This is a genomic window from Kitasatospora sp. NPDC057542 (genome assembly GCF_042801945.1).
Lineage (GTDB): Bacteria > Actinomycetota > Actinomycetes > Streptomycetales > Streptomycetaceae > Kitasatospora.
In genome coordinates this window covers 1-12,895 of sequence record NZ_JBHVFE010000244.1, presented here as the reverse complement: position 1 = coordinate 12,895, position 12,895 = coordinate 1, and the positions used below count along the sequence as shown (strand labels likewise).

The following is a 12,895-nucleotide window of genomic DNA, read 5'->3' as shown; positions in this document are numbered from 1 at the left end:
CTCCCACCGGGCCGCCGTCACGAGCAGCGGGTCAGTCGCCGCAGCAGGCCCCGCCGGCCGGCGCGGCGAGCGGCAGCTCGGCCGGGGCGCCGATCTTCGGCAGGCCGAGCATCACGCCGGCCGGCTTGGCCGCGGGCGCGGCCTGGCGCTTCTCCCAGGCGTCGCCGGCCCGGGTGCGGCGCACCGCGAGCGCCGGGCCCTCGGCGAGCAGGTGGTGCGGGGCGGCGTAGGTGATCTCGACGGTCACCATGTCGCCGGGGCGCACCGGCTCGGCGGGCCGGCTGAAGTGCACCAGCCGGTTGTCGGGGGCGCGGCCGGAGAGCCGGTCGGTCTTGTCGTCCTTCTTGCCCTCGCCCTCGGCGACCAGGATCTCCAGGGTGCGGCCGACCTGCTTCTTGTTCTCCTCCCAGGAGATCTCCTCCTGGAGGGCGATCAGCCGGTCGTAGCGGGCCTGCACGACGGCCTTCGGCACCTGGTCCTCCATCTCGGCGGCCGGGGTGCCGGGGCGCTTGGAGTACTGGAAGGTGAAGGCGTTGGTGAAGCGGGCCTCGCGGACGACGTGCATCGTCTCCTCGAAGTCCTCCTCGGTCTCGCCGGGGAAGCCCACGATGATGTCGGTGGAGATGGCCGCGTCCGGCATCGCCTCGCGGACCTTCCGGATGATCCCGAGGAAACGCTCCTGCCGGTAGGAGCGGCGCATCGCCTTGAGGACGCGGTCCGAGCCGGACTGCAGCGGCATGTGCAGCTGGTGCATCACGTTCGGGGTCTCGGCCATCGCGGCGATCACGTCGTCGGTGAAGTCGCGCGGGTGCGGCGAGGTGAAGCGGATCCGCTCCAGGCCCTCGATCTGGCCGGCGGCGCGCAGCAGCTTGGAGAAGGCCTCGCGGTCGCCCAGGTCGGAGCCGTAGGCGTTGACGTTCTGGCCGAGCAGGGTCACCTCGATGACGCCCTCGTCCACCAGCGCCTCGATCTCGGCGAGGACGTCGCCGGGGCGGCGGTCCTCCTCCTTGCCGCGCAGGGCGGGGACGATGCAGAAGGTGCAGGTGTTGTTGCAGCCGACCGAGATGGCGACCCAGGCGGCGTAGGCGGACTCGCGGCGGGTCGGCAGGGTGGAGGGGAAGGTCTCCAGCGACTCCAGGATCTCGACCTGGGCCTTGCGCTCGACCGCGGCCCGCTCCAGCAGCGCCGGCAGGTGGCCGATGTTGTGGGTGCCGAAGACCACGTCGACCCAGGGGGCGCGCTTGACGATGGTCTCGCGGTCCTTCTGGGCCAGGCAGCCGCCGACGGCGATCTGCATGCCCTTGTGGCGGGTCTTGACCGGCGCGAGCTGTCCGAGGTTGCCGTACAGCTTGTTGTCGGCGTTCTCGCGCACCGCGCAGGTGTTGAACACCACCAGGTCCGGGTCGCCCTCGGGCCCGGCCTTGACGTACCCCGCGTCCTCCAGCAGGCCGGACAGCCGCTCGGAGTCGTGGACGTTCATCTGACAGCCGTGCGTGACGACCTTGTAGCTCTTCAATCCGCTCTCACCGCTCACCAGACCAGGGTACGGGCAGCGGCGAAGCGCTTTTCCCGGAGCTTCCACCACCCGTTCACTCCCGTTCGGCCGGAGCGCCTGGCAGTATCCCTGCATGGCCCCCACCACCCCGTCCCGTCTCGGCGCCGCCGTCCGCACCGCGGCGCGCAGCCCTTTGTGGCGGACGGTGCTGGTGGTGGTACTGCTGGTGGCCGGGTTCGGCGGCTGGTGGCTGTCGGCGGGCCGCTCCCCCGGGTACCCGCGCGGCGAGGTCCGCTTCGCCACCGGGGTGCAGCGCGGCGTCTACGACCGGTACGGGCAGCTGCTCCAGGCCCACGTCTCCCGGGCGATGCCGGGCGTGCGGCTGGCCCTGGACAACTCCGAGGGCTCGATAGACAACCTCACCCGGGTGATCACCGGCCGGGACACCTTCGCGATAGCCACCGCCGACGCGGTCGCCGACTACCAGGGCCCCGGCAAGGAGAAGCTGCGGGCGATCGCCCGGCTGTACGACGACTACCTGCAGCTGATCGTCCCGGCCTCCTCCCCGGTGCACCGCACCGCCGACCTCAAGGGCCTGCGGGTCGGCGTCGGGCTGCCGCAGTCCGGGGTGAACCTGGTGACCAAGCGGCTGCTGGCCGCCGCCGGGCTGGACCCGGACCGCGACATAGTCCCGGTGCCGAAGGGGGTCGGCGAGGCCGCCGACGACCTGCGCGCTGGCCGGCTGGACGCCTTCTTCTGGTCCGGCGGCCTGCCCACCAACGCGCTCACCGACCTCTCCGAACACGTCCGGATCCGGGTCGTGCCGCTGAGCGACCTCTCCGAGGCCCTGCACAAGGCCGAGGGCGGCGGCACCGACGCCTACCGGGCGGCCACCATGCCCAAGGGCACGTACCCGAACGCCGATCCCAAGGACGCCGTCGCCACGGTGGCCGTGCCCAACCTGCTGATCACCCGGGACGACGCGGACCCGGGCCTGGTCGAGGGCATGACCCGCGCGGTGATCGACAGCCGGGACCAGATCGGCGCCCAGGTGCACGCGGCCCAGCTGGTCGACCTGCGCACCGCCGTCTACACCGACCCGCTCCCGCTGCACACCGGCGCGGCGCGCTACTACCGCTCGGTGAAGCCGTAGGACGTGGCCGGCGGGCCGCCGCCCCGCCGGGTGAGCCGCACCAGGTCCGCAGCCGCCCCCGGTGAGCCGCGGGGGCGGGGCCTGCGCCCCGCCCGGCAGCCGTCACTTCTCCGGCCGCGGCACCGCCAGCGTCACCGCGAGCCCGGTCGGCTTGACCGGCGCGAAGCCGAGCGAGCCGCCGCCGGCCGCCAGCAGGGTGCGCGCGATGGACAGCCCGAGCCCCGAGCCGTCCACGTTCTGGTGCCGCGGGCTGCGCCAGAACCGGTCCCCGGCCCGGGACAGCTCGTCCTCGGTGAGGCCGGGCCCGGCGTCGGTGACGGTCACCGCGACCTCGTCCCGGCGCACCGCGACCCGCACCCGCACCTCGCTGCCGGCCGGGCTGAACTTGAGCGCGTTGTCCACCACGGCGTCCAGGGCCGAGCCGAAGCCGATCGGATCGGCCATCCCGATCGCCAGTGCCGGGCCGTCCCAGCGCAGCCCGATCCCGCGCTGCTCGGCCACCGGCCGCCAGGCGTCCACCCGGGCCAGGGTGAGTTCGGCGAGGTCGGTGCGCTCCGGTTCGGGGCGGGCGTGCTCGGCGGTGGCCAGCCCGAGCAGGTCGTCCAGCACCCGGGCCAGCCGGGCGCCCTCCTCCCGGACGCCGCTGAGCTCCTCCTCGTGGCCCTCGGGCAGTTCCAGGCCGAGCAACTCGACCCGCAGCAGCAGCGCCGACAGCGGGTTGCGCAGCTGGTGCGAGGCGTCGGCGACGAAGGCCTTCTGCTGGTCCATGGCGAGCACCACGTGGTCCGCCATCTCGTTGAACGAGCGGGCCAGCCGCTGGAGTTCGGGCGGTCCGCCGCCGGGGGCGACCCTGGCGGCCATCCGCCCGGTGGCGATGTCGTGGGTGGCCCGGTCCAGGGTGCGCACCGGGCGCAGCACCCACTCGGTGAGCCGGACGGCGAGCAGCACGGCGACGATCATCGCGGCGGCCTCACCCCCGCCGATCACCAGCCACTTGTGCAGCACCCGGGTGCGCAGCGCCTCGGTCGGGGACTCGCTCAGCACCACCGCGACCACGTCGCCGTCGCGCACCACCGGGGCGGCGACGATGATCGTCCGGTCCGGCGTCCACGGCCAGACCTGCGGCGGGTCGTGGCTGCGCCGCCCGTCCAGCGCCTCCTGGAAGGCCTGGGCTCCCCAGCCGCCGGAGGGCACCCGCCAGTCGTCCGGGGCTGCGGCGATCGGCACGCCGTCGCGCTGGAAGATGCCCAGGCGCACGCCGTACAGGTCGTGGTAGCGGCGGACCTCGGCGTCGATCGCGCGCTGCCGGCTGAGGTCGCCCGGGGCGGGTTCCGGTTCGCCCTTGCGCGCCGAGTCGGCGGCGCCGGAGGTGGGCAGGTCCTGGGCGAGGCGGGCGGCGTCGTCGAGCCGGTCGACGACCACCTTGGTCTGCTCGGCCGCCGCGACCGCCGCCGCGAGCGGCAGCCCCAGGGCGGCCAGGACGCAGAGCATGAGGGCGATCAGGATGCCGAGGAGGCGGGTGCGCACGTGCGGTCAGTGCTCCGCGGGGGCGGGCGGGGCGGGTTCGGCCGCGGCAGGCGTCGGACGGTCGGGGATCAGCCGATAGCCGACCCCGCGCACGGCCTCGACCAGGCCGGGCAGCGCCAGCTTGTTGCGCAGCGAGCCGATGTGCACCTCCAGGGTGCGCCCGTTGCCCTCCCAGCCGCTGCGCCAGACCTCGCTGAAGATCTGCTCGCGCCGGTAGACCACGCCCGGGCTCTGGGCGAGCAGTGCGAGCAGGTCGAACTCCTTGCGGGTGAGCGGCACGTCGCGGCCGTCCACGCTGACCCGGCGGCGCTCCCGGTCGATCCGGATGCCGCGGGACTCCAGCGGGCCGCGCTGCTGCGGCACGGTGTCGGGCGCGGGCACCGACACCGCGGCGGGGGCGGCGCCGCGGCGGGCCACGGCGTGGATGCGGGCGAGCAGCTCGCCCATGTCGTACGGCTTGGTGACGTAGTCGTCGGCGCCCAGGTTGAGGCCGTGGATCCGGGAGCGAACGTCGGCGCGCGCGGTGACCATGATCACCGGAACACCGCTGCCGGCCCTGATCCGGCTGCACACCTCGAAGCCGTCGCGGTCGGGCAGCCCGAGGTCGAGCAGCACCACGCGGTACGGCTCGTTGCCGTCCGGAACCAGGGCGTCCAGCGCCTCGTGCCCGCTGCGGGCGTGCCGGACCTGGAAGCCGTGCCGGCCCAGTACCGCGACCAGCGCGGCGGCCACACGTTCGTCGTCCTCGACGAGCAGCAGTCGCATCCTGTTCTCCTCCTTCCCCCACGTGATCACCGGTGATCACCGGGCCGATCGGTCAGGTCCCGGTCCTGCGCAGTATGGGCCAGTGAACGGCCCGGCGCCAGGTTCGACCGCGCACCGGGCTCGTGGGGAACGGGGAGCACCGGAGCGGATTCCCGCTGTGACATGCCCCGTCGGCGCCCGCGCGAACAGCGCGTGGGCGCCGTGTGGCCGTTTCGTGATCCTCAAGTTCCGCTCAGATCGGCTGACGGCGCGCGGTCACGGCTCCTATGGTCGGCCCACCGGGGGCTGCGGCTCCGCCGGCCGCGGCCCCCGGATCTCGTACCACCACTGCCTCCCAAGGGAGTTGAGACTTCTCGGGCAGGCTCTATTCGACGACAGAGGGAGCAGGCGCGATGACCGAGAGCCCGGTCGAGGATTCCACCCCCGCAGCCGCCCCGCTGGTCGTGCTGAGCAACGTCAACAAGCACTACGGCGCGCTGCACGTGCTGCAGGACATCGACCTCAGGATCGGCCAGGGCGAGGTGGTCGTGCTGATCGGCCCGTCCGGCTCGGGCAAGTCGACGCTCTGCCGGACGATCAACCGGCTGGAGACGATCGACTCCGGCACGATCACCATCGACGGCCGGCCGCTGCCCGAGGAGGGCAAGGAGCTGGCCAGGCTGCGCGCCGAGGTCGGCATGGTGTTCCAGAGCTTCAACCTGTTCGCGCACAAGACCGTGCTGGAGAACGTGGTCATCGGCCAGGTGAAGGTGCGCAAGGTGCCCCGCCCGCAGGCCGAGAAGACCGCCCGGGGGCTGCTGGAGCGGGTCGGCGTCGGCGCGCAGGCGGACAAGTTCCCGGCCCAGCTCTCCGGCGGCCAGCAGCAGCGCGTGGCAATCGCCCGGGCGCTGGCGATGAAGCCCAAGGTGATGCTCTTCGACGAGCCCACCTCGGCGCTGGACCCGGAGATGGTCAACGAGGTGCTGGAGGTCATGCGCCAGCTGGCCGCGGACGGCATGACGATGGTCGTGGTCACCCACGAGATGGGCTTCGCCCGCTCCGCCGCCAACCGGGTGCTGTTCATGGCCGACGGAAAGATCGTCGAGCAGAACACCCCGGACGCCTTCTTCACCGCGCCGCGCTCCGACCGCGCCAAGGACTTCCTCTCGAAGATCCTCCACCACTGACGCTTCGAGACCAGCGGGGCCACCACCGGCAACGGTGCCGGCCGGCCCTGCCCGTGCACGACTTCCAGACGCCAGAGCCCGGTTGACACCGCGGCCCAGCCCCAGGAGAACCCTCATGAGGACGTCCCGCACCCTCGCCGTCGCGCTCTGTGCCGTCGCGCTCACCGCCACCGCCGCCTGCGGCAAGGACGGCACCCCCGGCGCCACCGCCGCGAGCAGCGGCGCCGCCGCCCCGAAGCTGCCGAGCTACACCGTCAAGACCGACGTCAAGATCGACTCCGCGGTCCTCGCCGAGGCCAGGAAGCGCGGCCAGCTGATCATCGGCGCCAAGGCCGACCAGCCGAACCTCGGCTGGGAGGACGTCGCCAGCGGCGACCGCAGCGGCTTCGACATCGAGATCGCCAAGATGATCGCCGCCGACCTCGGCTTCACCCCGCAGCAGATCAAGTGGCAGACCCTGGTCTCCTCGCAGCGCGAGCCGGCCATCGCCAAGGGCCAGATCGACCTCTACGTCGGCACCTACAGCATCAACGACGAGCGCAAGAAGAGCGTCTCCTTCGCCGGCCCGTACTACATCGCCGGCCAGGACCTGCTGGTGAAGGCCGACAACACCTCGATCACCGGCCCGGAGAGCACCAGCGGCAAGAACGTCTGCACCGCCACCGGCTCGACCTCGATCAAGAACATCCAGCAGTACAACCCGAAGGTCACGCAGTTCGACACCTACTCGGCCTGCGTCGAGAAGCTGCTGTCCAACGAGGTCGACGCGGTCACCACCGACGACGCGATCCTCAAGGGCTACGCCTCCAAGTACGCCCCCAAGCTCAAGGTGGTCGGCAAGCCGTTCACCAAGGAGAACTACGGCGTCGGCCTCAACAAGGACGACAAGGCGCTGCGGGACGCCATCAGCGACGCCCTCAAGGCCCACGAGGACAACGGCGACTGGAAGAAGGCCTACGACGCGACCCTGGGCGCCTCCGGCTCCCCGGCGCCGGACGTCCCGGCCCTCGAGCGCTACTGATCCGCCCGCCGTACGTCGATTCCCGACCATGAACTGAGAGGAGGGCCGCCGGATGGGGTTCCTGTTCGAGGACGACAACTTCGCGTTGTTCCGCGACGGCTTCCTACAGACGATCGAGGTGAGCGCGCTCAGCGCTCTGCTCGCCCTGCTGCTGGGCACCCTGCTGGCGGCCTTCCGGGTCTCCCCGGTGCCCGTCCTGCGCGCCTTCGGCACCGCCTGGGTGACGCTCTTCCGCAACACCCCGCTGACCCTGCTGTTCTTCGCCGTCACCTTCGGCCTGCCGCCGCTGGGCGTGCACTTCAGCCACCTGGTGTTCGCGGTGCTGGCGCTCGGCGGGTACACCGCCTCGTTCGTCTGCGAGGTGATCCGCTCCGGCATCAACACCGTGCCGCTCGGCCAGGCGGAGGCCGCCCGCAGCCTCGGCATGACCTTCGGCCAGACCCTCACCCTGGTCGTCCTGCCGCAGGCGGCCCGGACCGTCCTGGGCCCGATGAGCAGCGTGTTCATCGCCCTGCCCAGGAACTCGGCGATCGCCGGCGCGTTCAGCGTCCCCGAGCTGTACAGCGCCCAGCAGACCTTCTCCGAACGCGGCTACTCGATCTTCGCCATCTTCTTCTGGGTGGCCTGCGCCTACCTGCTGATCAGCGCGACGGTCGCCTCGTTCTTCCGCTTCCTGGAATCCCGACTGGCGGTGGCCCGATGAGCATTCTCAACCGTCAGGCTTCGGGGAGTGTCCTCTACGACGCCCCCGGCCCGAGGGCCCGCACCCGGTACCGCGCGTTCGGCGTCCTCTCGGTGCTCGGCATCGCCGGTCTCCTCTGGTACGTCTTCAGCGCACTGAACGACAACGGCCAGTTCGACCCCGGCCTCTGGGACGCCTTCCAGTACACCTTCGTCCAGCAGCGGATCGTGGACGGCCTGCTGTCCACCCTGGAGGCCTTCGGGCTGGCCGCGCTGTTCTCCCTCGCCCTGGGCGCCCTGCTGGCGGCCGGTCAGCTCTCCGACCACCGGCCGGTCCGCTGGGCCTGCACGGCCTTCACCCAGTTCTTCCGGGCGATGCCGCTGCTGATCCTGATCGTCGGGCTCTACTACGCCTTCTTCGCCCAGCAGCCGATGTGGGCGCTGGTGCTCGGCCTCACCCTCTACAACGGGGCGGTCCAGGCCGAGATCATCCGCAGCGGCGTCAACGCCGTCCCGCGCGGCCAGGGCGAGGCGGCGTACGGGCTCGGCATGCGCAAGACCCAGGTGATGATGTCCATCCTGGTGCCGCAGGCCGTCCGCTCGATGCTGCCCTCGATGATCGGCCAGCTGGTCGTCACCCTCAAGGACACCTCACTCGGCTTCATCATCACCTACCACGAGCTGCTGTTCGTCGGTAAGGCGATCGCCAGCCAGCCGATCAACGCCGCGGGCTTCCCCTACATCCCCGTGGTGCTCGTGATCGGTCCCATCTACATCGCGATGTGCCTGCTGTTGACCGCGCTCGCACGCTGGATCGAAGCACGTGGCCGTCGCGGCGCGAACCGGCGCACTTCAGCTGCTGCTTGACGGACACGCAGGTGAACTGTTGCATTGCTGTTCGTGACACCTCCCGGGAGCATCCACGCGGCATATGCGGCAGCCGTAACTGACGCCGGCCGATCGGCCGGTTCGTGCCCGGAGGTTCCCTCATGGACCCGGTGATCGTGGTCGGGGCCGGACCGGTCGGTCTGGCCCTGGCCCTCGCCCTGGCCCGGCACGAGGTGCCGACCATCGTCCTGGACGAGGGCTCCGGGCTCTGTCCCGAGGGCCCGCGCAGCCTCGTCCTCGGCGCCGACACCGCCGCCTTCCTGACCCGGATCGGGTACCCGCGGGCGGTCTCGGACTCCGCGCTGTGGGACTCCTTCGCCGTCTGGCGCCGCCGCCAGGAGGTGCTGCGGATCGACCTCACCGACTCGCCCACCTTCCACCTGCCCCAGCACCGCCTCCAGCGCGGGCTGCGCGACGCCCTGACCGGCACCCCGCTGATCAAGCTGGTCCCGCTCAACCGGGCCGTCGAGCTCGAACAGGACCGGGACGGCGTCAGCGTCCGCACCGTGGGCACCCAGGACGGCTCCACCACCTGGTGGCGCGGCAGCCACCTGGTCGGCTGCGACGGCGCCAGGTCCGCCGTCCGCAAGCTCCTGAAGATCCGTTTCCCCGGCCGCCCGGCGGTCGACCGCAACGCCATCGCCACCGTCCGGGTCGACCTGCCCTTCGACGGCGCCCGGCTGCACCGCGAGCCCCCGTGGCGGGGCGACCGCGAGGCCTCCGCCCGTCCGCTGCCGGACGGCGTCTGGCGGCTCGACTGGCGGCTGCCTCCCGGCCGTCCCGCCGCCACCGAGACGGTCGACCCGCACGCCACCTGGCCCGGCATCGTCACCGGCGACACCCTGCTCACCCGGGTCACCTCCACCCTCACCGGATGGTGCGGCGAGCTGCCCCGATTCGAACTGCTGGCCGCCGCCGACCACACGGCCCAGCAACGGCTCGCCGCCCGCTTCCGGGTCGGCCGCTGCTTCCTCGCCGGCGACGCCGCCCACCTGCACGGCGCGCTCGGCATGCAGAACCTCTCGGACGGGCTGCGCGACGCCGACAACCTCGCCTGGCGGCTCGCCCTCGCCTGGCACCTCCACTCCGGCGGCCCGCAGCCCGGCGGCTCGCTGCTGGACGGCTACGAGGCCGAGCGGCGCGGGGCGGTCGGCGCCCGGCTGCGCGCGGTCGACCAGTCCATGCCGCTGCTGCGCCCCCTGCGCGGCTGGCAGCAGACCCGGCGCTCGCTGCTGGTCGGCGGCTTCCGCAAGCACGCCCCGCTGCTCGCCGACGGCCAGCTCGGCACCGGCCGGTTCGGCGGCGCGCCCGCCTACCCGACGGCGCCCTCCGGCGCCCCGGGCCGGGTCCCGGTGCAGCGCGGCGCGCGCGGCACCACCTCGCTCAGCGAGCTGCTGCCCCCCACCGCCCCCGGCGTGCTCGTCCCGGACCTGCCGGTGCTCGCCGACGACGGCACCCCCGACCACCTGCACGCCCGGCTCGGCGCCACCTTCCTGCTGCTGCTGGTCGCCCCCGGCACCGCCGTCTGGTCCTCCGAGCACTGGCTCGGCGCCGGCCTCATGCCCCGCCTCGCGGAGGTCGCCGCCGCGCTGCCCGTCCCGGCCGAGGTGCTGGTCACCGAGGACTACCCGGGCGCCGGCCCGCACACCGTCCTGCTGATCCGCCCCGACGGCCACCTGGTCGGCGCCACCCAGGGCGCCGTCGCCGAGGACCTGCTCGCCCTCGCCGACCGCGCCCGCGGCGGCACGGCCACGCTCACCAGGGTGCCCGACCCGGCCGAGCAGCCCGCGCCGCAGCAGGTGGAATCCCCGAGCCGGGGCGTCTCCTAGGGCGTCCTAGCCGGCCACGGCCGTGGCCCGGCTCTCACGGACCACCGTCACCCGGATCCGGCCCGGGTAGGTCAACTCGGTGGAGACCTGGCGGGCCACCTCACGGGCGATCAGCTCCGCGCCGAGGTCGTCCACCGCGTCCGGACGGACCATCACCCGGACCTCACGGCCGGCCTGCATCGCGTACACCTCGGCCACGCCCTCGTGCGAGCGCGCGATCTCCTCCAGCCGCGCCAGCCGTCGGACGTACAGCTCCAGCGACTCCTTGCGCGCGCCCGGCCGGCCGCCCGAGCAGCCGTCCGCGGCCTGGGTCAGCGCGGCCGTCACGGTGCGGGGCTCGACCTCGTTGTGGTGGGCGGCGATCGCGTGCACCACCTCGGGGGACTCCCCGTACCGCCGGGCGAGCTCCGCGCCGACCGCCGCGTGGCTGCCCTCGGACTCGTGGCTGAGCGCCTTGCCGATGTCGTGCAGCAGCGCCGCGCGCCGCACCGGCTCCGGGTCCACCCCGAGCTCGGCGGCCATCATCCCGGCCAGGTGCGCGGACTCCAGCAGGTGCCCGAGCACGTTCTGGCCGTACGAGGACCGGTAGCGCAACGAGCCCAGGGTGCGGACGAGTTCGGGGTGCATCCCGCCGACCCGGGCGTCCAGCAGGGCGTCCTCACCGGCCCGGACGCAGCGCTGCTCGACCTCCTCGCGGCTGCGCTCGTGCAGGTGCTCGATCCGGTTCGGGTGGATCCGGCCGTCCTCGACCAGCTGCTCCAGGGTGAGCCGGGCGGTCTCCCGGCGGACCGGGTCGAAGCAGGACAACTGCACCGACTCGGGAGTGTCGTCGACGATCAGGTTCACGCCGGTGACCGCCTCGAAGGCGCGGATGTTGCGGCCCTCGCGGCCGATGATCCGACCCTTGATGTCCTCGTTCGGCAGCCGGAGGACGGTGACGGCGCTCTCCGCGGTCTGCTCCGTCGCCAGCCGCTGGATCGCCCCGGCGATGATCTCCCGGGCCCGGCGCCCGCCCTCCTCCTTGGCCTCGCGCTCGATCTCCCGGACGGTGACCGCGGCCTCCCGCCGGGCCGACTGCTCGGCCTCCCGCAGGAGCTCGGCGCGGGCCTGCTCGGCGGAGAGCCCGGCGGCCCGCTCCAGCGCCGCCACCCGGCGGGTGACCAGCGTCTCGGCCTCACTCCGGGAACGCTCCAGCTCGGCGGAGCGCTCCGTCAGTTCGTCCTCCCGGAGGCGCAGCCTGCGCAGTTCCCCGGCCAGGTCCTCCTCACGGCGGGCGGTTTCGGCCCGCTGCCGGGCGGTTTGTTCCTCGGCCCACCGGCGGGCCTGCTCGGCCGCGGCCAGCGCGCTGCGCCGGGCCGCCTGGAGCCGCCTGATGATCAGCCCGGCGGCCACCACGAGCACCAGCAGGAGGAGTGCGGCCGATCCGGCGACCGACACCAGCGAGCCGCTCGGACCGGTGCCCGCCGAGATCCCCATTGCCGCCCACTCCCCCGTCGCCGCGCGGGCCGCCGTCCGAAGGCGCCCCGGGCACTGAAGGCGAGGCTAGGTGGGGGTCACGAAACGGTCAAGAGTTGACCTGGCTCACCCCAAGAAGCCTACAAAACTGCCACTACTCCCGACCTGACGGTTCACTCGGCTCCTCCTCCAGCGCACTGCGCACCACCCGGAACGCCAGCCCCTCGGAGTAGCCGCGCCGCGCCAGCATCCCGACCAGCCGCCGGGTGCGCACCTGTGTGTCCAGCCCCCGGGTGGACCGCAACTTGCGCTCGACCAGCGCCCGGGCCGCGTCCGTCTCGTCGTCGTGGTCGAGCTGGGCGACGGCCTGCTCGACCAGGTCGGCGGCGACGCCCTTGGTGCGCAGTTCCTGGGCCAGCGCCCGCCGGGACAGGCCCCGGACGGCGTGCCGGGACTCCACCCAGGCTGCGGCGAAGGCCGCGTCGTCGATCAGCCCGACCTCTTCGAGCCGGGTGAGCACCTCGTCGGCGACCTCGTCCGGGATCTCCCGCTTGCGCAGGGCGTCGGCGAGCTGTTTGCGGGTCTTGGCGGCGCCGGTCAGCAGCCGCAGGCAGACATCCCGGGCGCGGGTCTCCGGATCAGCCGACTCCTCGGCCTGCCTACGGGAGGTACGGCCGGTGCCCTCCTCCCCGGACGGCCCGGCGGCGGAACGGCCCCGACGCGCGCCACGGCGGGAGGCCGAGGCGGCCACACCCCCGTGACCGGCCGCCTCGTCCCCGCCCCGGCCGCTCTCCACGGCCGCCGATGTGGAGGCGCTTCCGGCCGCTTCGAGGTCCTCGGCCGCCACGGCCGAGCGCCGCCGCCGGCGGCCCGTGGGCAGCTCGGAGGCGGAGACCAGGCCGAGCGCCTCGACCG

At 73.2% G+C, this 12,895-nt stretch carries 11 protein-coding genes; 6 read left to right on the top strand and 5 right to left on the bottom strand.

From position 1 onward, the window contains the following. Positions 1 to 31 precede the first annotated feature (31 nt). Positions 32 to 1,534 (bottom strand): tRNA (N6-isopentenyl adenosine(37)-C2)-methylthiotransferase MiaB, encoded by a 1,503-nt coding sequence (miaB, locus tag ACFU7Y_RS26700; protein ID WP_380769889.1) that lies wholly within the window; start codon positions 1,532 to 1,534, stop codon positions 32 to 34. Between the two features lie 94 nt (positions 1,535 to 1,628). Here miaB and ACFU7Y_RS26695 point away from each other — a divergent pair, with 94 nt between their 5' ends. Then, positions 1,629 to 2,648, top strand: coding sequence for a TAXI family TRAP transporter solute-binding subunit (locus tag ACFU7Y_RS26695; protein ID WP_224282640.1), 1,020 nt, complete (start codon positions 1,629 to 1,631; stop codon positions 2,646 to 2,648). A 102-nt stretch (positions 2,649 to 2,750) separates the two neighbouring features. On the opposite strand, the gene ACFU7Y_RS26690 is transcribed toward ACFU7Y_RS26695, so the two are convergent. Continuing rightward, positions 2,751 to 4,175 carry a HAMP domain-containing sensor histidine kinase gene (locus ACFU7Y_RS26690; RefSeq protein ID WP_224282639.1) on the bottom strand — a complete coding sequence of 475 codons (1,425 nt, stop codon included), beginning with the start codon at positions 4,173 to 4,175 and terminating at the stop codon, positions 2,751 to 2,753. Between the two features lie 6 nt (positions 4,176 to 4,181). Beyond that, positions 4,182 to 4,940 (bottom strand): response regulator transcription factor, encoded by a 759-nt coding sequence (locus ACFU7Y_RS26685; RefSeq protein ID WP_380769888.1) that lies wholly within the window; start codon positions 4,938 to 4,940, stop codon positions 4,182 to 4,184. Between the two features lie 437 nt (positions 4,941 to 5,377). On the opposite strand from ACFU7Y_RS26685, the gene ACFU7Y_RS26680 reads away from it, so the two are divergent. From ACFU7Y_RS26680 to ACFU7Y_RS26660, 5 genes are all read left to right on the top strand, one after another. Beyond that, a complete protein-coding gene (locus tag ACFU7Y_RS26680) occupies positions 5,378 to 6,106 on the top strand; it encodes an amino acid ABC transporter ATP-binding protein (protein ID WP_224282642.1) in 729 nt (242 codons plus the stop codon). A 115-nt stretch (positions 6,107 to 6,221) separates the two neighbouring features. Then, entirely contained in the window at positions 6,222 to 7,127 is a 906-nt protein-coding gene (locus tag ACFU7Y_RS26675; protein ID WP_224282637.1) for a glutamate ABC transporter substrate-binding protein, read from the top strand. A gap of 52 nt (positions 7,128 to 7,179) precedes the next feature. Continuing rightward, positions 7,180 to 7,830 (top strand): amino acid ABC transporter permease, encoded by a 651-nt coding sequence (locus ACFU7Y_RS26670; RefSeq protein WP_224282636.1) that lies wholly within the window; start codon positions 7,180 to 7,182, stop codon positions 7,828 to 7,830. Then, on the top strand, positions 7,827 to 8,675 hold the full coding sequence (locus ACFU7Y_RS26665) for an amino acid ABC transporter permease (protein WP_224282635.1): 849 nt from the start codon (positions 7,827 to 7,829) through the stop codon (positions 8,673 to 8,675). The genes ACFU7Y_RS26670 and ACFU7Y_RS26665 overlap by 4 nt, the downstream gene beginning before the upstream one ends. Positions 8,676 to 8,797: 122 nt before the next feature. Next, entirely contained in the window at positions 8,798 to 10,525 is a 1,728-nt protein-coding gene (locus ACFU7Y_RS26660; protein ID WP_380769886.1) for an FAD-dependent monooxygenase, read from the top strand. A gap of 6 nt (positions 10,526 to 10,531) precedes the next feature. Here the strand turns inward: ACFU7Y_RS26660 and rny are convergent, their stop codons facing one another. Together rny and recX are read right to left on the bottom strand one after the other, a co-directional pair. After that, the gene (rny, locus tag ACFU7Y_RS26655) at positions 10,532 to 12,001 is read right to left on the bottom strand and encodes a ribonuclease Y (RefSeq protein WP_380769885.1); all 1,470 of its coding nucleotides are present in this window, start codon (positions 11,999 to 12,001) and stop codon (positions 10,532 to 10,534) included. A 133-nt stretch (positions 12,002 to 12,134) separates the two neighbouring features. After that, positions 12,135 to 12,895, bottom strand: a 761-nt coding sequence (recX, locus tag ACFU7Y_RS26650) for a recombination regulator RecX (RefSeq protein ID WP_380769884.1), incomplete at its 5' end; no start/stop codon positions are given.

What these genes read in the sequence shown, in the direction of transcription:
- ACFU7Y_RS26685 (WP_380769888.1), bottom strand. Translation starts at nt 4,940, where the DNA reads ATGCGACTGCTGCTCGTCGAGGACGACGAACGTGTGGCCGCCGCGCTG.
- ACFU7Y_RS26670 (WP_224282636.1), top strand. Translation starts at nt 7,180, where the DNA reads ATGGGGTTCCTGTTCGAGGACGACAACTTCGCGTTGTTCCGCGACGGC.
- ACFU7Y_RS26665 (WP_224282635.1), top strand. Translation starts at nt 7,827, where the DNA reads ATGAGCATTCTCAACCGTCAGGCTTCGGGGAGTGTCCTCTACGACGCC.
- ACFU7Y_RS26695 (WP_224282640.1), top strand. Translation starts at nt 1,629, where the DNA reads ATGGCCCCCACCACCCCGTCCCGTCTCGGCGCCGCCGTCCGCACCGCG.
- ACFU7Y_RS26675 (WP_224282637.1), top strand. Translation starts at nt 6,222, where the DNA reads ATGAGGACGTCCCGCACCCTCGCCGTCGCGCTCTGTGCCGTCGCGCTC.
- ACFU7Y_RS26660 (WP_380769886.1), top strand. Translation starts at nt 8,798, where the DNA reads ATGGACCCGGTGATCGTGGTCGGGGCCGGACCGGTCGGTCTGGCCCTG.
- rny (WP_380769885.1), bottom strand. Translation starts at nt 12,001, where the DNA reads ATGGGGATCTCGGCGGGCACCGGTCCGAGCGGCTCGCTGGTGTCGGTC.